Consider the following 16,522-nt stretch of genomic DNA (forward strand, 5'->3'; position numbering starts at 1 on the left):
GACTTAGGCGGCGTCCGGCACTGGCACTGGCACCGCGGCAAGCTTGTCCTGACGCAAGCTTTTCAGCGCATGGGCGGCCGCCACCATGCCGAAGCTGGCCGTCACCACCACGCTGGAACCGAAACCGGCGCAATTCAAGCCCGTCACGCCGGCAGGCGTGCTGCCATCGATGGCGCACGCTTCGGCACTCTCGGGCGTGCTCAACGGTTCCATGGAAAACACGGCGTCGACGTTGAATTTGTTTTTCACGCCACGGGGGAAACCATATTCCGTGCGCAACAGTTTGCGTACACGCTTGAGCAGCGGTTCCTGCTCCGTTTTCGACAAATCGCGCACGGCGATCAGGGTCGGGTCCGTCTGCCCGCCCGCGCTGCCGATGGTCAGCATGGGAATGTTGCGCGCGCGGCAATACGCGATCACGGCCGCTTTCGCCTTGGCATTGTCGATGGCGTCGATCAGGTAGTCGAAATCGCGCCCGCCCAGCAATTGCTCCAGGTTATCAGGGGTAATAAAATCCTCGATCTGCGTGACCTGGCAAAACGGGTTGATCAGTTCGATGCGCTCGGCCAGGGCTGTAATCTTGGCCTTGCCGATGGTGTCGCTCATGGCCTGGATCTGGCGATTGATGTTCGATTCGGCAACATTATCGAGGTCGATCAGGGTCAGGCGGCCGATGGCGCTGCGCGCCAGCGCTTCGACGATCCAGGAACCGACGCCGCCCACGCCGATCACACCCACATGGGCGGCGCGGAAGCGCGCCAACACGGGGGCGCCATACAGGCGGGCTATGCCGCCGAAACGCCGTTCAAAATCGATCTCGGTCAAGTCCATGGAAATTAGTTCATTGGTGGAGGTATGCATGGCGCCATTTTAACGGACACTGCGCAGGCAGATATCCTAAAATAGCCGAATTGACACAGCGACAAGAGCAACTGTCGCCGCGCCCCCACACCGCCCACCACGAGAACTTGCCATGACCTCTCCCCTGTTCGACTCAGTTCCCGGCTTTGACCAGCCCATCGCCGTGCTCAAGCATTGCCACGACAAGATCCGCAAGCAATTGGCGACCCTGCAAAACCTGCTGGGCCATCTGGGACAGCATGGCAACACGGCGGAAGCGCAACAGGCGGCCAAGGCAGTGTTGCAATACTTTAATAAAGCCGCCCATTTGCACCATGACGATGAAGAACAGGACTTGATGCCCATGTTGCTGGCGACGGCCATGGGCGACGACGCGGCCCTGCTGGCGACCCTGGTGCCGGAAATCCTGGCCGACCACCAGCGCATGGACCAGGCCTGGCTGACCCTGCGCCCGGAACTCGACGCCATCGCGGCCGGCACGAACTCGCAGCTGTCGCACGACGGCGTGCGCGACTACGTGGCCGCCTACCAGGCCCACATGGCCAAGGAAGAAGGACAACTGGCGCCCATGGCCAAGCGCCTGTTCAGCGCGCAACAGATGGAGCAGCTTGGCACAGCCATGCAGCGCCGCCGCGGCATCGTGCCGGATGCGCCTGAAGTGCCGGACGCAGCCGCCGTACTGGCAGCCATGCGCACCGATTACGTGCAATCGAGCCTGAGCGAGACCGATGTGCTGGCAGATCCCATCGCCCAGTTCCAGAAATGGTTTGCCGAGGCCGTCAAGGCCCAGGTGATGGAACCGAATGCGATGGACTTGTCCACCGTCAGTCCCGACGGCAAGCCCAGCTCACGCATCGTGCTGATCAAGCAGTTCGACGAGCGCGGCTTTACCTGGTACACGAATTACAACAGCGACAAGGGCCAGCAGCTCGAACACAATCCGCACGCCGCCCTGCTGTTCTTCTGGCGCGAACTGGAGCGGCAAGTGCGCATCGAAGGCACGGTAGTGAAAACCACGGCTGCCGAGAGCGACGAGTATTTCAATGTGCGTCCCCTGCAAAGCCGCTTGTCGGCGATTGCCTCGCAACAAAGTACGCCCATCGACAGCCGCGCCGCACTGGAAAGCAATTACGAGGCCGTCGCCGCCGCTCTCGGCGCCACCCAGCCGCCGCGCCCGGCCCACTGGGGCGGCTACCGTTTGCAGCCGGAACGCATCGAATTCTGGCAGGGCCGCCGCTCGCGCTTCCACGACCGCATCGTGTTTACGCGCGGTGCTGACGGGCAATGGAGCATGCAGCGCTTGCAACCTTAAGCGCGCAGTCAAGGCTGTGCAAAGCAAGCTGGTCAATATAGGTGTAGGCTATGAGGGTAGAAGTTACTAAATAACATTGTTTCTCAATTTGCAGCCCCAGCTGGGGCCGCTTCATTGGAGGCCATTTTGTTTGTACAAAACCAACTCAGGTCCTGGATCGCCAGCATTCGCAGCAAGACCGCCTTGCCGCTCCGCATAGAATTGTGGAATGGCCAGCATGTCGACCTGTCCAGCGAGGTGCCGCGCGTGACCATTCGTCTGCCGACAGTTGCCTCGGCCCGCTACCTGCTGAACCCCTCGCTGGCCAATCTGGGTTCGGCCTATGTGGAAGGCAATATCGAGGTCAAGGGCACGGCGATGGACATGATTTCCATCTGCAATGCCCTCGCCCGCAACACCCTGAAACCGGAAGGCAAGCTGGCCCGCATCGTGCGCAGCTTTACGCACGACAAGAGCAAGGATGCCGAAGCCATCCGCTACCACTACGATGTGTCGAATGCCTTCTACGAGCAATTCCTCGACCCCGGCCTCGTGTATTCCTGCGCTTATTTTGAAGATGGCGATGAAACCCTGGCGCAGGCGCAAGTCAAGAAGATCGACCATATCCTGAAGAAAATCCAGCTGCAGCCGGGCCAGACCCTGCTCGATATTGGCTGCGGCTGGGGCGCGCTCGTCATCCGTGCCGCACAGCAATATGGCGCCCGCTGCGTGGGCGTGACCCTGTCGGAAAACCAGTACGCGCTGGCGCGCGAGCGCGTGGCGGCGGCCGGCCTGGCGCACCTGATCGATATCCGCCTGCAAGATTACCGCGACGTCACGGGCCAGTTCGACCGCATCACCAGCGTGGGCATGTTCGAGCACGTGGGCCTCAAACACTTGCCCGAATACTTTGCCATCATTAACAAGCTGCTGGCACCCGATGGCATGGCGATGAATCACGGCATCACCTCCACCGACCCGGACAATGGCGAAACGCCGTATGGCGGCGGGGAATTTATCGAGAAATATGTGTTTCCACACGGCGAACTGGCGCACATCGGCAATGTGCTCAAGACCATGCAGCAAGGGGGACTGGAAGTGCTGGACGTGGAAAACCTGCGGCGCCACTATGCGCGCACCTGCGCCCTGTGGACGGAGAATTTCGAAGCCAACGCCGAGCAAATTCGTCCGCTGGCGGGCGAACGGCGCTTCCGCATCTGGCACGTCTATCTGGCCGGCTGCGCCTATGCCTTCGAGCAAGATTTGATCAGCCTGTACCAGATCGTCTGCGTGAAGGCGGGACGGCGTTCCACCAACCTGCCCTGGTCGCGCAACTACATGTATGCGCGCGATGCCAGGCCCGCGCCCGTGCTCACGACCTGACAGGCGCGCGCGGCGCTGGAGGCTGCCTCACTTCAGGCGCCCCGCATACATGGCGCGGAATTTCTCCACCTTGGGCGCGACGACCAGCGCGCAATATCCCTGCAAGGGATGCTGCTCGGCATAATTCTGGTGGTAATCCTCGGCTGTATAAAAAGCTTGCGCCGGCGCCAGTTGCGTGACGATGGGCGCATCCCACACGCCGGCCATCTCGGCGAGTACCTTGCGCGCCACTTTTTCCTGCTCGGGCGACTGGTAATAGATGACGGAACGGAATTGCGTGCCGACATCGTTACCCTGCCGGTTCACGGTGGTGGGATCGTGCAGCGTAAAAAAGATTTCCAGCAAGTCGTGGTAAGGGATGATGGCGGGATCGAATTCCAGGCGCACCACTTCCGCGTGGCCCGTGTCGCCCGTGCAAACCTGTTCATACGTGGGATCGGGCACGCTGCCGCCCGTATAGCCGGACGCGACGCGCGTCACGCCGCGCACTTCCCCAAACACGGCGGCGTGGCACCAAAAACAGCCACCGCCCAGTATCGCCACTTCCGTCTGCTGATGCATGATGTCCTCCCGCAATGCTGCTGCGCCTTATCATTTCACTACTGTAACGCAAAGCGCCGTGGTCTGCAGCGCCGCTAGAAACGGCGCGTGGTGCACCGCACATACGGGCATGCCGACGACGATTGCGCTGGCGTGGCCGATTTTTGGCATAATGTCAGCAAATAGACAGGTCACCCATGAACACACGCTCTCCCCGCGCGCCAGCGCAAGAATTCGATACGACACATTTCCGCCAGGCACTGTCGCAGTTTGCCACCGGCGTGACGGTCATTACGACACGCCTGGCCGACGGCAGTTTCCGTGGCTTGACGGCCAGTTCCTTCAATTCCGTCTCTCTATCGCCGCCCCTGGTGCTGTGGAGCCTCGGTTCCGTGGCGAACAGCATGCCCATTTTCAGCGGCAACTCGCATTACGTCATCAACGTGCTGGGCGCCGACCAGGCGGAACTGGCTACGCGCTTTTCACGCCGCACGCCGAATCCCTTCGACAACGTCGAATACGAACTGTCGCGCACGGGCCAGCCCATCCTGAAAGGCGCATCGGCCTGGTTCGAATGCCACAACCGCAGCCGCTATCCGGAAGGCGACCACGTCATTTTCGTGGGCGAAGTGGAACAATGTGCGTTTGCCGCGCAGCCGCCCTTGATCTTCCATAATGGAAAGTTCAATACACCGCCAGCCTGAGCGGGACAAAAAAAAATCCGCCGAGGCGGATTTTTTGTTTTACAGGGTAAAGTTGTACCCGATGCTGACACTCACGGCAACCGGATCGAGCTTGATGTCCTGCGTCTGCCCCGTCGAGAATTTCGCCTTGGTTTTCAGGTAGGTCTTGACCACGGCTACGTCAGCAAACCAGCGCTCGTTGAAGGCCACGGTGCTGCCGACCACCAGGCTGCCTGTCAGCTTGTTGTCCATGCGGTAGGTCACTGGTTTTCCACCCGGATCCAGCAAGGCCGTCATCTGACCCGAGCCGGTTTCCTTCTGGAAATAAGCATACGTCAAGCCCGCGCCCACGTATGGACGGATCATCGCATTGGGCTGGAAGAAACGGTACTGGATGAAGGCCGTCGGCGGCAAGACTTCCGCCGTGCCCAACTTGCCTGTGCCCTTGATGGAGCCGTCGCCAAGCAGGTCGTGCTTGTATGGCACGCCCAGGATCATTTCAGCGGAAATATTGTCCGTGAGCATGTAGGCAAAGCTCAGGATGGGCTTGGTATCGGCCTCGACGTCGGCTTTCGTGCCCGGCAGTGCCGGTGCGGAAATGTCGCCACTGTCGACATGCGGCGTGATCTTGTTAACGCCAGCCTTGACCATCCAGGTGCCTGCGCTTTGCGCCGAAGCGCCCGTCGCCATGGCCATCGCGGCGGCGGCGGCCAGCACGCGTACAGCGGTATTCAAACGATTCTTCATCTTGTCTCCTGATCATTATGTGCGGATAGTTCAGCTATCCAGTCTTGTCACTGCCAGCCGCGTCCCGCGGACGCAGCCGGCACGGCCATTCCTTACAGCCAGCCCCGCACGACCATGTCCTTGGCCACATAACGGGCCAGCAACAGATTGTTGAACGGCGTAGGATGCACATCGTCGGCATACGAGTAGTGGCTGACATCGCCCGCTTTCAGGTTCGTGCCATTGCACACGAGCGAGCTGCCCAGGATATTGCCTGGCGCGCTCAAATCGCACGCCGTCTCGCTGACGTTGGTCAAGCCATACGGGCCGGGATTGACGCCCTGGTCATGGCTGACGGCAAACACGTCGACCAGCAATACTTTCGCATTGCCATTCAAGCCGGCGCTCAATTCGCCATTGAAGGCGCTGACCATGGCGTTGATGAGCGCCTTGGTATTGGCATCCTTGCTCAAGCCCGATGGCGTACCGGCCACGTCAGGCAGGTTGTTGACTATCACGTAGTTGGCGCCCTTGGCGATGATCTGGTCCTTGACCAGCGCCACCAGCTCCTTGCCTGCCTGTCCCATCGCCGTCACCAGCAACGGCCCCTGAGCCGCGGCGTAATCGGCACCTGCCTTGGCGCCGGCAGCATTGCCCGTCACCGTCGCATCGGCTTGCGCCTTGGCGGCCGCAGCGGCGGCCAGCGATGGGGCATTCGTATTGCCAGCAATAACGGCGGCTTGCACGGCAGCACCGACGATGGTCGTCGATGTCGCGCCCGGCGCCGCACTGGCCGTTTTGATGGCGGCACCGATGGAGGCTGCGGCCGTGGCCGGATTGGTAGCGCCGGCCGCCAGGGCCAGCGCCAGGTTGGTGGCGAAGGCTTGTGCCCCCGCAGCAGCACCAGCGGCCTGGCCAGCAGCGGTCGCGCCCGCTTGCAATGCACCCAGCTGGTACAGCACGTCATTACCACCTGCCATCACGAAAACGGCTTCCGTGCCGCTGAACTTGCCGCCTGACACAGCCAGGTGATTGGCGATCTGCGTCACCACGGGTACGGTCAAAGCGCCCAGCGCACTGCCCGTCAGCTTATTGTTCGGGCCAACCGGATTGGTCACGCGCGAGCCGCCCATGGCGTAGCCGTAGCAGCCTGCATGCTTGACGCGCGCCACGGACAAGCCTTGCGCCGCATTGCCTTCCAGACCAGTCTCGGCGGCACACGGCACGGCCAGGCCAAATTGCGCGGCCAAGTGCTCGGTCCAGTTCTTGCCCGTCAGTTCAGGATTGATCTTGGTATTGTCGCCATTGATGGTGAACTTGCCGCCACCTTTCGCCAGCACCGTGCCCACGGCATACGATCCGACATCGGACAGGCTGTCGCCGAACGACACCTGCGCCGTGTATTTGACTTTCAAGGCTTGATCACCGCCACTGGCGCCGCCGCAACCTGCCAGGACAGCCGCAGCCAGCACGGCCAGCGCGAATTTTGTTTGATGCATTTTGTCTCCTCGGTCTTTTTTCTGGTTTCTAAACGAACGGGCGTGCTATTCGCTACCCAACTAATATGCCATCGTTCCTCAGGCTTGTATAGAAAATATGTTTTAAAAATCAACGAAATAACAACACTGGCAGCGCCCTGTCACGACAGGGTGATTGCATGAATTATGGGGGATTTAAGATGTTTCGTGGCAAGCATCGCTATTGCGCTGCATCAAGAAAAAGCCCCTTGCGGGGCTTTTCATCATGCGGACAGAAACTGCTGCAAGATACCACTTGAGCCGAACGCGGCACGCCGCAAACGGTCATTCACGCCCAACCACTCGGGGCCGGTGGGCGGTGCTTCGACGAGTATCAGCTCAGCGCCGACCTGGTCCATCGTGCGCAGCGAGGCATACAGCGCATGTGCGTAATTTTCCGGGCTGGCTACCAGGCGTACGCTGGCGCTGGCCGGCGGCAGATCCGAGTAATGGATCAGGGCCACGCGGCGTCCGTCATTGAGCAGGCGGTTCAAGGTGGCGCGCACGTCGTCGCTGTGCTGCATCGCAACAGGCGTATGTGGCGCGTAATGCGATTCCAGGGTGCCCGAGGCACGCGGCGCAGCCGCGTCGGCCATGGCTGGTGCGCGGCCGATGACGGCGGCGATCTGCTCGCTGCTGATATGGCCGGGGCGCAAGAGTACGGGACCGTGCGTGGCCAGGCGCGACAGGTCGACGATGGTCGACTCGATGCCCACGTCGCTCTGCCCGCCATCGAGGACGAGGCCCAGCAAGCCGCTGTCGAGTTCTACCGCGAATTCATCGCGCACGTGCTGCGCCGTGGTGGGGCTGACATTGCCGAATTTGTTCGCCGACGGCGCCGCCAGGCCGCCCTTGCCACCCTTGAAGCTGCGCAGCAAGGCAATTGCCACCGGGTGCGACGGGCAGCGCAAGCCCACCGTATCCTGGCCACCGGAAACGGCGTCCGGGATATGCGCGGCGCGCTTGACGATCAGGGTCAGCGGACCGGGCCAGAAAGAGGCCACCAGCTGTTCCGCCTCGACCGGAATGTCATCGGACCAGTGCGCCAAGTCGGCACCGGGCGCCACATGCACGATCACGGGGTGGTCCGATGGACGACCCTTGGCTTCGTAAATGCGCGCCACGGCGGCCGGGTTTTCCGCATCGGCGCCCAGGCCATATACCGTTTCTGTCGGGAAAGCGACGAGGCCGCCCGCTTCCAGCACGGCGGCGGCCGCAGCCAGGTCTTGTGCGGGCAAGGTCACGGCACGATTCCCAGGATCAGGCAAGCGTCGCGCAGGCGCTGCTGCGCCTCTTGCAGGCTGGACGCGATGAAGGTCAGGTGGCCCATCTTGCGCCCGCGGCGCGGATCGTCCTTGCCATACAGATGCAAACAGGCGCCCGGCAGCGCCAGCACCTGGTCCCACGCCGGTTCGCTGGCAAGCTCGCTACCGTCGGCGAACCAGACATCGCCAAGGATATTGAGCATCACGGCCGGCGAATGCTGGCGCACGTCGCCCAGCGGCAAGCGCGCCATGGCCCGCACCTGCTGCGCGAACTGGCTGGTGACACAGGCATCCATCGTGTAATGGCCGCTGTTGTGCGGACGCGGCGCCATTTCATTGACCACCAGGCTGCCGTCGGTGAGCACAAAAAATTCGATGCACAGCACGCCGACATAGCCGAGTTCCGCGACCATGGCTTGCGCCGCCCGCTGCGCCCTGGCGGCGCAGTCGTCCGACACGTTCGGCCCCGGCACGGTGGTCGTAAACAAGACGCCATCGCGGTGCACGTTTTCGGCGATCGGATACACGACCGATACGCCGTCCACGCCGCGCGCCGTCAGCACGGACACTTCGTACGCCAGCGGCAGCATTTTCTCCAGCAAGCAAGTTACCTCGCCCATTTCGGCAAAGGCGGCGCGCACCTCGTCGCGCGTGCGCACGCGGAATTGGCCCTTGCCGTCATAGCCCATGCGTACGGTTTTCAGTATGCCCGGCAGCAAGTCGTCGGGGATGGCATCGATATCGTGCTGCGTGGCAATCACCATGTGCGGCGCCGGCAACACGCCGGACTTGTCCGCGCAGTCGACAAAGAAACGCTTTTCCGCGATGCGGTCTTGCGCCACCGACACGCCATGCGCATTCGGCGCCACGAAGACCCGCTCGGCCAGGCGCGACAGGCTGTCGGCCGGCACGTTCTCGAATTCCGTGGTGACGGCCAGGCATTGCCCCGCCAGCGCGTCGAGACCGTCAAGGTCGCTGTAGCCGGCATTGACCAGGCGCTGCGCCACCTGCCCCGCAGGGCAGGCATCGGACGGTTCCAGTACGGCAACCTGATAGCCCATGCTCTGGGCGGCCTGGGCAAACATGCGGCCGAGCTGGCCGCCGCCCATCACGCCCAGCCACGCCGGTGGGTTGGCGGCAGGCAGCAATGGGGAAGTCGATTTACTATTCATTATTTTTCAAACACATTATTCAGGCAAGACCATGGCCTTGGCGGCGGCCGTTTGCGTGGCACGGAAAGCTTCCAGCTGGTCGGCCAGGGCGTCGTCATTGGCGGCAAGCATCGCCACCGCCGTCAGCGCTGCATTCGCCGCACCCGCTTCGCCGATGGCGAAGGTGGCTACCGGAACGCCCTTGGGCATTTGCAGGATGGACAGCATGGAATCTTCGCCGCGCAGGTATTTCGACGGCACGGGCACGCCCAGCACGGGCACGATGGTCATCGCCGCCACCATGCCAGGCAGGTGGGCCGCGCCACCGGCGCCGGCGATGATGGCGCGCAAGCCGCGCGCGCGCGCGCTTTTCGCGTACGCGTACATTTCGTCTGGCATGCGGTGGGCGGAAATGACTTGCGCTTCGTACGGCACGCCAAACTGTTTCAGGATGGCAACCGCATTCTGCATCACTTCCCAGTCCGAGGACGAGCCCATGATGACGCCAACCAGCGGCTTGGGGTTCAACTTGTGCTCACTCATCTCAGGCCTTCAGCTTCTCGCCCGTCAGGCGTTCGATGGCTTCGAAGTACTTGGCCTGGGTTTTTTCAATGACGTCGGCCGGCAGCGCAGGCGCCGGCACGGTCTTGCCCCAGGTCAACGTTTCCAGGTAATCACGCACGAATTGCTTGTCGAACGACGGCGGCGAGATGCCAGGCTGGTAGGAATCGGCAGGCCAGAAACGCGACGAGTCGGCCGTCAGCACTTCATCCATCAAATGCATCACGCCATTGTCGTCCAGGCCGAATTCGAATTTGGTGTCGGCAATGATGATGCCGCGCGTGGCTGCGTACTCGGCGGCAGTCTTGTACAGGGCAATGGCGACATCGCGCATCTTGGCGGCCAGGTCGGCACCGATGCGCTGTTCCATTTCCGCAAAGCTGATGTTTTCGTCATGCTCGCCCAGCTCGGCCTTGGCCGCCGGTGTGAAAATCGGTTCCGGCAGTTTTTCCGCCTGTTGCAGGCCCGCTGGCAATTGAATGCCGCAGATGCTGCCCGTGTCCTGGTAATCCTTCCAGCCCGAACCGATGATGTAGCCGCGCACGACCGCCTCGACCATGATGGGCTTCAAGCGCTTGGCCACCACGGCGCGGCCTTTGACTTGCTCCACTTCATCTGCTGCCACCACGGATTCCGGCGCCACGCCGGTCAGGTGGTTCGGCACGATATGGCCCAGTTTCTCGAACCAGAAGTCGCTCATCTGGTTGAGGACCTTGCCCTTGCCGGGGATAGGCTCGTTCATGACGACATCGAAGGCCGACAGGCGGTCCGTGGTGACGATCAGGATCTTGTCGTCGCCGACGGCGTAATTGTCGCGGACCTTGCCGTGGCCCAGCAATGGCAGGGAGTGGATGGAAGTCTGATAGAGGCTGTTCATAGCGGGGGAATAGTTGGATGAAACGAAACCGGCAGACGGGGGATGCCCGCCGGTCGAGAAAATCGGGCACGGAGCATTGCTTCCGGCCCGTTCCAGACAGAATTTTACTTCACAATTTGCGACAGCTCGCCGGCCTTGTAGCGCTCGGCCATTTTTTCCATCGTGATGACCTTGATCTTCGACGCCTGGCCTTCGCAGCCGAAGGCCTGCATGCGCGCGCGCACGATTTGCTCGGCAGCGGTGCGGGCTGGCTTCAGGAAGTCGCGCGGGTCGAATTTCGATGGGTTTTCAAACAGGTACTTGCGGATCGCGGCCGTCATCGCCAGGCGGATGTCGGTGTCGATGTTGATCTTGCGCACGCCGTGACGGATGCCTTCCTGGATTTCTTCCACTGGCACGCCGTAGGTTTCCTTCATGTCGCCGCCGAATTCGCGGATGATGGCCAGCAATTCCTGCGGCACCGACGAGGAACCGTGCATCACCAGATGGGTGTTCGGAATGCGCGCGTGGATTTCCTTGATGCGGTCGATGGCCAGGATGTCGCCCGTCGGCTTGCGCGTGAATTTATACGCGCCGTGCGAGGTGCCGATGGCGATCGCCAGGGCGTCGCACTGGGTACGCTGCACGAAGTCGGCCGCTTGTGCCACGTCCGTCAGCAGTTGCTCGCGCGTCATCGTGCCGTCGGCGCCGTGGCCGTCTTCCTTGTCGCCCTTCATGGTTTCCAGCGAACCGAGCACACCCAGTTCCGCTTCCACCGTCACGCCAATGGCGTGCGAGAATTTCACCACTTCACGCGATACTTCCACGTTGTATTCGTAGGAAGCAACCGACTTGCCATCCGCTTCCAGCGAGCCGTCCATCATCACGGACGTGAAGCCCGAGCGGATGGCGGCCATGCAGACAGCCGGCGACTGGCCGTGATCCTGGTGCATGACGACGGGAATGTGCGGATACGCTTCGACGGCGGCGTCGATCAGGTGGCGCAGGAAGGCTTCACCGGCGTACTTGCGCGCGCCAGCAGACGCCTGCATGATCACCGGGCTGTTGAGCGCATCGGCGGCAGCCATGATGGCTTGCACTTGCTCCAGGTTATTGACGTTGAAAGCAGGAATGCCATAACCGTTTTCGGCGGCATGGTCCAGCAGTTGACGCATGGATACGAGAGACATGGTAATACTCCAGAGAACAATAGAAACTGTTGCGGCGCTTCGCGGTCGATAACCGCGCCGGCGCCTGAATTCTTGGGCCTTTATTCAAACTCGCCGACTGTCACAATCTTCAATGCATTCGTGCCGCCCACCTGGCCCATCGGCTCGCCCCAGGTGACGACGATCATGTCGCCCTTCCTGACAATGCCCTGCGCCACCAGCAGCTCTTCCGCCTGCTTCAGCACTTGCGCGCTGGGGGCGTTCTGCATCAGATGATACGCCCGAACATTGCGGTACAGTGCGGCTTTGCGCAAAGTGGTGACACTGGGTGTGAGCGCGTAGATCGGCGTGTCGATGCTGTGGCGGCTCATCCACAAGGCGGTGGAACCGGATTCCGTCAGCGCCACGATGGCTTTGACGCGCAAGTGATGGGCCGTAAACAGCGCGCCATACGCGATCGACTGGTCGATGCGGGTAAATGTGACGTTGAGGAAATCGGCATCGAGCTTGTTGTATTCGGACTGTTCCGCCTCGACGCAGATGGCGGCCATCATTTCCACCGTCTCGATCGGGTACTTGCCCGACGCCGTCTCGGCCGACGTCATGACGGCGTCCGTGCCATCGAGCACGGCATTGGCCACGTCGGACACTTCGGCGCGGGTCGGCACGGCGTTGACGATCATCGATTCCATCATCTGCGTGGCGGTAATGGCCAGTTTGTTCGACGCGCGCGCCATCTTGATCATGCGCTTTTGCAGGGCCGGCACGGCCGCGTTGCCCACCTCGACGGCCAGGTCGCCACGCGCCACCATGATGCCGTCGGAAGCATCGAGGATTTCTTGCAGCGCAGGAATGGCTTCGGCGCGCTCGATCTTGGCGATCATCATCGGCTTGTGGTGGTACGGTTCGCCGGCGATATTGGCCAGCTGGCGCGCCATTTCCATGTCGGTTGCGCATTTCGGGAAGGAAATTGCCAAATAGTCGGCCTGGAAACTCATGGCCGTCTTGATATCTTCCATATCCTTGGCCGTCAGAGCGGGCGCGGACAGGCCGCCACCCTGGCGGTTGATACCCTTGTTGTTCGACAACTCGCCGCCGATCTTGACGGTGGTGTGGATTTCGCTGCCGTGGATGCGTTCGACGATCAGCACGATGAGGCCGTCGTTCAGCAGCAGCACGTCACCCTTGTGCAAGTCGCGCGGCAGGGCCTTGTAATCGAGACCTACCCGTTCCTGGTTGCCCAGTTCGCCATTTTCGCCCCACTTGGCGTCGAGAATGAAGCGTTCGCCCGCTTCGAGCTCGATGCGCGTGTTTTCAAACTTGCCGACACGAATCTTCGGCCCTTGCATGTCGGCCATGATGGCCACTTCGCGGCCGCATTCGGCCGCCGCCAGGCGCACCAGTGCGGCGCGGTCGATATGGTCTTGCGCCTTGCCGTGGGAAAAATTCAAACGCACCACGTCGACACCCGCACGTATCATCTTCACCAGGATGTCGAAGTCGGTGGAGGCGGGGCCGATTGTTGCTACGATTTTTGTACCGCGTGGCATAGGAATCCTTGTGCGCCAACAAGACGCTAGCTGAGCAAGACCTGGCGGCTGCGCCGCCCGGCAAGGTAAAAGCGCAGCGGTCAGGCTGCGCTTGGTACTGAAATGCTGACTGCTGCCGAATTAAGCAGCGCGCTGCATGAGAATTTCCACGGCCGGCAAAGTCTTGCCTTCCAGGAACTCCAGGAAAGCGCCGCCGCCCGTCGAGATATAGCTGATTTTATCGGTAATGTCGTATTTGGCAATCGCCGCGAGGGTGTCGCCACCGCCAGCGATGGAAAATGCTTTCGATTCGGCAATGGCCAGCGCCAGGGTCTTGGTGCCGTTGCCGAACTGGTCGAATTCGAACACGCCCACGGGACCGTTCCACACGATGGTGCCGGCGGCGGCGATCTGCTGTGCCAGCAAGGCGGCCGTTTTCGGGCCAATATCGAGGATCATGTCGTCGTCCGCCACATCGGCCACGTCCTTGACGGTGGCAGCGGCCGTAGGCGAAAACTCCTTGGCGCACACGACATCGACAGGAATCGGCACTTGCGCGCCGCGCTTGGCCATGATCTCGATGATGGCCTTCGCTTCTTCGACGAGCTCCGCTTCCACCAGCGACTTGCCCACGTTCAAGCCGACGGCTTTCATGAAGGTGTTGGCGATGCCGCCGCCAACGATCAGATTATCGACCTTGTCGGACAGGGCTTTCAGGATGGTCAGCTTGCTCGATACTTTCGAACCAGCAACAATTGCCAGCAAGGGACGGGCAGGTGCGTGCAAAGCTTTGCCCAGCGCATCGAGTTCGGCGGCCAGCAGAGGTCCGGCGCAGGCGATGGGGGCAAACTTGGCGATGCCATGCGTGGATGCTTCCGCGCGGTGGGCCGTGCCGAACGCGTCATTGACGTAGATATCGCACAGCTTGGCCATTTTTTGCGCCAGCTCATCGCTGTTTTTCTTTTCGCCCTTGTTCACGCGCACGTTTTCCAGCAGGACCACCTGGCCGGCAGCCGTGTTTTCCAGGCCGGCGCCATCGACCCAGTCTTGTTTCAGTGCGACTTCCTGGCCCAGCAGCTCGGACAGGCGGGCAGCCACTGGCGCCAGGCTGTCAGCCGGTTTGAACTCGCCTTCCGTCGGACGTCCCAAGTGCGACGTCACCATGACAAAGGCGCCAGCGTCGAGGGCGGCGCGGATGGCCGGCACCGAGGCGCGGATGCGCGTGTCTTCGGTGATCTTGCCACTGTCATCTTGCGGGACGTTCAGGTCGGCGCGGATAAACACGCGCTTGCCTTGCAGTGCATTTTGGTCGATCAAATCTTGCAGACGGATGAAGTTGAGAACAGCTGACATGGCGATCCAGATGACGAGTGGAAGGAAGTGCGCTATTTTACCGCAATGCCCAGCGCACATCCCCGATTTGTCCTGCTTTACTGAAAAACATGCAACAGTCGCAAGCCCGTGAAAACCAGCATGCCAAACACGATGGTTTGCAGCATATTGCGGCGGATCACAAAAAATAGCGTGGCGGCAATACCCGACAAGAGTTTCAAATTCGATAATTCAAAGTGTACTTGCTGCCCGTCCATCAGTAGGTCGGGCGCGATGATGGCCGCCAGCGCGCAGGCCGGCGCATAGCGCAGCATCTCGCCCACGCGGCGCGGAATGCTGATGTGATGGCCGATCAGCCAGAAGGTGCTGCGCGTGGCGGCCGTGGCCACCACCAGCACGGCGATGGCGATCCACACGTCGCTCCTGCCCCAGTCTATGCCGTCAAACATGGCGTTTTGTCCATTTTTCTGTCAATTCTTCCACGGCCATGGCGCTGACCATGCCCACCAGCACGGCCAGCAGCAAGCCCAGTTTATACGGCAGGCTGAAGGCCAGCACGGCCACCGTGCCCGCCACCAGCACGCCGCACAGGGCGGCGCGGCTGAGGATCAGCGGCACCGTCACGCACAGGATCGCCAGGGTGCCCGCAAAACCCAGCCCCCATTCGACCGGCACGACAGCGCCCAGCAAGATGCCGATGAAGGAACCGATTTGCCAGGCCAGCCAGTTGGGGTAAACCAGCCCCTTGAGGAAGGGCAGCTTGGCCGGATCCGGCGTTTCATGGGGGTAGCGCTGCAGGAACAGGCCCACGGTGATGTCGCCCGCCACATAGCCGAGCGCAAAGCGCTGGCGCCACGGCAGATGGGCGAAATGGGGCGCGAGCAACACGGAAAAGATAACAAAACGCAAATTGACAACGAGGGCCGTGGCGAAAATCACCCACACGGGCGCGTGCGCGGCCAGCAGGGGCAGGGAGGCGAGCTGGGCCGAGCCGGCAAAGACAAACAGGGTCATCGCCACCGCCTGCGTCACCGTCAAGCCGCTTTTCACCATGGCCACGCCCACCACCATGCCCCAGGCGGCAATGCCCAGCATGCTGGGCGCACCCAGTTTCAGGCCGGCGCGCCAGGCATCCTTCAGCAGGCCGTCGTCCTTGTCGGCCATGACGGCGCTCACGCGGGACTCCGGCAAACGGAGTGTGGTAACTGCACAACAGTGGTGCGCGCAGTAGTGCTACGCAACGGTGATACCAGCAAGGCAAATCCAGTCAGTGTGGCGCTGCAGCTGCCATATTTCCACAAAAAAACCGCGCCGCAGCCGCAGATAATCGAGCCGCCATTTTAGCCATGATTTTTGCTGTCTGCCTGAATCCGTTAAAATCGTACTTTTGGCAGCAGCCGACTTCCATCCATACAGCCTCACGGAGCATGACAAGATGACAAAAACCACCCAGCCAGCGGTCGAACTTGACGGTAAAGACTTGCCAGCCCACTGCCCTAACCCGGCCATGCCGCTGTGGTCGTCGCATCCGCGCGTGTTTCTGGAATTCAACAAAGACGGTATCGCCAAGTGCCCCTACTGCGGCACGGCGTATACCCTGAAGGAAGGCGCCAGCGCCGGCCATCATTAAACTGCCCAGCGGCGCGCCTCCAGCGCGC

17 protein-coding genes are annotated in these 16,522 nt (G+C 61.6%); 4 read left to right on the top strand and 13 right to left on the bottom strand.

Features of this window, described 5'->3' with window-relative positions:
* Positions 1-3: 3 nt before the first annotated feature.
* Positions 4-861: a tRNA threonylcarbamoyladenosine dehydratase gene (locus ACQ4WZ_RS17075; RefSeq protein WP_436574045.1), complete on the bottom strand. Its 858-nt coding sequence runs from the start codon at positions 859-861 to the stop codon at positions 4-6.
* Between the two features lie 112 nt (positions 862-973).
* On the opposite strand from ACQ4WZ_RS17075, the gene pdxH reads away from it, so the two are divergent.
* Together pdxH and ACQ4WZ_RS17085 are read left to right on the top strand one after the other, a co-directional pair.
* A complete protein-coding gene (gene pdxH, locus ACQ4WZ_RS17080) occupies positions 974-2,173 on the top strand; it encodes a pyridoxamine 5'-phosphate oxidase (protein ID WP_436574046.1) in 1,200 nt (399 codons plus the stop codon).
* A 126-nt stretch (positions 2,174-2,299) separates the two neighbouring features.
* On the top strand, positions 2,300-3,535 hold the full coding sequence (locus ACQ4WZ_RS17085; protein WP_101484742.1) for a class I SAM-dependent methyltransferase: 1,236 nt from the start codon (positions 2,300-2,302) through the stop codon (positions 3,533-3,535).
* Between the two features lie 27 nt (positions 3,536-3,562).
* Here the strand turns inward: ACQ4WZ_RS17085 and msrA are convergent, their stop codons facing one another.
* Positions 3,563-4,096 carry a peptide-methionine (S)-S-oxide reductase MsrA gene (msrA, locus tag ACQ4WZ_RS17090; protein ID WP_133989211.1) on the bottom strand — a complete coding sequence of 178 codons (534 nt, stop codon included), beginning with the start codon at positions 4,094-4,096 and terminating at the stop codon, positions 3,563-3,565.
* 176 nt (positions 4,097-4,272) lie between these two features.
* On the opposite strand from msrA, the gene ACQ4WZ_RS17095 reads away from it, so the two are divergent.
* Positions 4,273-4,779: a flavin reductase family protein gene (locus ACQ4WZ_RS17095; RefSeq protein WP_101482923.1), complete on the top strand. Its 507-nt coding sequence runs from the start codon at positions 4,273-4,275 to the stop codon at positions 4,777-4,779.
* A 39-nt stretch (positions 4,780-4,818) separates the two neighbouring features.
* Here the strand turns inward: ACQ4WZ_RS17095 and ACQ4WZ_RS17100 are convergent, their stop codons facing one another.
* The 11 genes from ACQ4WZ_RS17100 to ACQ4WZ_RS17150 all read right to left on the bottom strand — a co-directional run bounded on the left by ACQ4WZ_RS17100 (position 4,819) and on the right by ACQ4WZ_RS17150 (position 16,028).
* Positions 4,819-5,505 carry an OmpW/AlkL family protein gene (locus ACQ4WZ_RS17100; protein WP_180338536.1) on the bottom strand — a complete coding sequence of 229 codons (687 nt, stop codon included), beginning with the start codon at positions 5,503-5,505 and terminating at the stop codon, positions 4,819-4,821.
* 92 nt (positions 5,506-5,597) lie between these two features.
* Entirely contained in the window at positions 5,598-6,983 is a 1,386-nt protein-coding gene (locus ACQ4WZ_RS17105) for an SGNH/GDSL hydrolase family protein (protein ID WP_101482924.1), read from the bottom strand.
* A 242-nt stretch (positions 6,984-7,225) separates the two neighbouring features.
* Positions 7,226-8,245 carry an L-threonylcarbamoyladenylate synthase gene (locus tag ACQ4WZ_RS17110; RefSeq protein ID WP_436574047.1) on the bottom strand — a complete coding sequence of 340 codons (1,020 nt, stop codon included), beginning with the start codon at positions 8,243-8,245 and terminating at the stop codon, positions 7,226-7,228.
* Positions 8,242-9,438: a 5-(carboxyamino)imidazole ribonucleotide synthase gene (locus ACQ4WZ_RS17115; protein ID WP_436574048.1), complete on the bottom strand. Its 1,197-nt coding sequence runs from the start codon at positions 9,436-9,438 to the stop codon at positions 8,242-8,244. Before ACQ4WZ_RS17115 ends, ACQ4WZ_RS17110 begins: the two co-directional genes overlap by 4 nt.
* A 15-nt stretch (positions 9,439-9,453) precedes the next feature.
* Positions 9,454-9,960 (bottom strand): 5-(carboxyamino)imidazole ribonucleotide mutase, encoded by a 507-nt coding sequence (purE, locus tag ACQ4WZ_RS17120; RefSeq protein WP_101482927.1) that lies wholly within the window; start codon positions 9,958-9,960, stop codon positions 9,454-9,456.
* Between the two features lies 1 nt (position 9,961).
* Positions 9,962-10,855 carry a phosphoribosylaminoimidazolesuccinocarboxamide synthase gene (locus ACQ4WZ_RS17125; RefSeq protein WP_436574049.1) on the bottom strand — a complete coding sequence of 298 codons (894 nt, stop codon included), beginning with the start codon at positions 10,853-10,855 and terminating at the stop codon, positions 9,962-9,964.
* Positions 10,856-10,959: 104 nt separating this feature from the next.
* Positions 10,960-12,024: a class II fructose-bisphosphate aldolase gene (gene fba / locus ACQ4WZ_RS17130; protein WP_010401625.1), complete on the bottom strand. Its 1,065-nt coding sequence runs from the start codon at positions 12,022-12,024 to the stop codon at positions 10,960-10,962.
* Between the two features lie 80 nt (positions 12,025-12,104).
* Positions 12,105-13,553, bottom strand: coding sequence for a pyruvate kinase (pyk, locus tag ACQ4WZ_RS17135; RefSeq protein ID WP_101482929.1), 1,449 nt, complete (start codon positions 13,551-13,553; stop codon positions 12,105-12,107).
* Positions 13,554-13,673: 120 nt separating this feature from the next.
* A complete protein-coding gene (locus tag ACQ4WZ_RS17140; protein ID WP_436574050.1) occupies positions 13,674-14,885 on the bottom strand; it encodes a phosphoglycerate kinase in 1,212 nt (403 codons plus the stop codon).
* A 77-nt stretch (positions 14,886-14,962) separates the two neighbouring features.
* Entirely contained in the window at positions 14,963-15,313 is a 351-nt protein-coding gene (locus tag ACQ4WZ_RS17145) for an AzlD domain-containing protein (protein WP_101482931.1), read from the bottom strand.
* Positions 15,306-16,028, bottom strand: a complete 723-nt coding sequence (locus ACQ4WZ_RS17150; protein WP_101484744.1) for an AzlC family ABC transporter permease — start codon at positions 16,026-16,028, stop codon at positions 15,306-15,308. Before ACQ4WZ_RS17150 ends, ACQ4WZ_RS17145 begins: the two co-directional genes overlap by 8 nt.
* 271 nt (positions 16,029-16,299) lie before the next feature.
* On the opposite strand from ACQ4WZ_RS17150, the gene ACQ4WZ_RS17155 reads away from it, so the two are divergent.
* Entirely contained in the window at positions 16,300-16,494 is a 195-nt protein-coding gene (locus tag ACQ4WZ_RS17155) for a zinc-finger domain-containing protein (RefSeq protein WP_070220739.1), read from the top strand.
* The last annotated feature ends 28 nt before the right edge of the window (positions 16,495-16,522 follow it).

It is taken from the genome of Janthinobacterium darwini, from assembly GCF_051380905.1.
Lineage (GTDB): Bacteria > Pseudomonadota > Gammaproteobacteria > Burkholderiales > Burkholderiaceae_D > Janthinobacterium.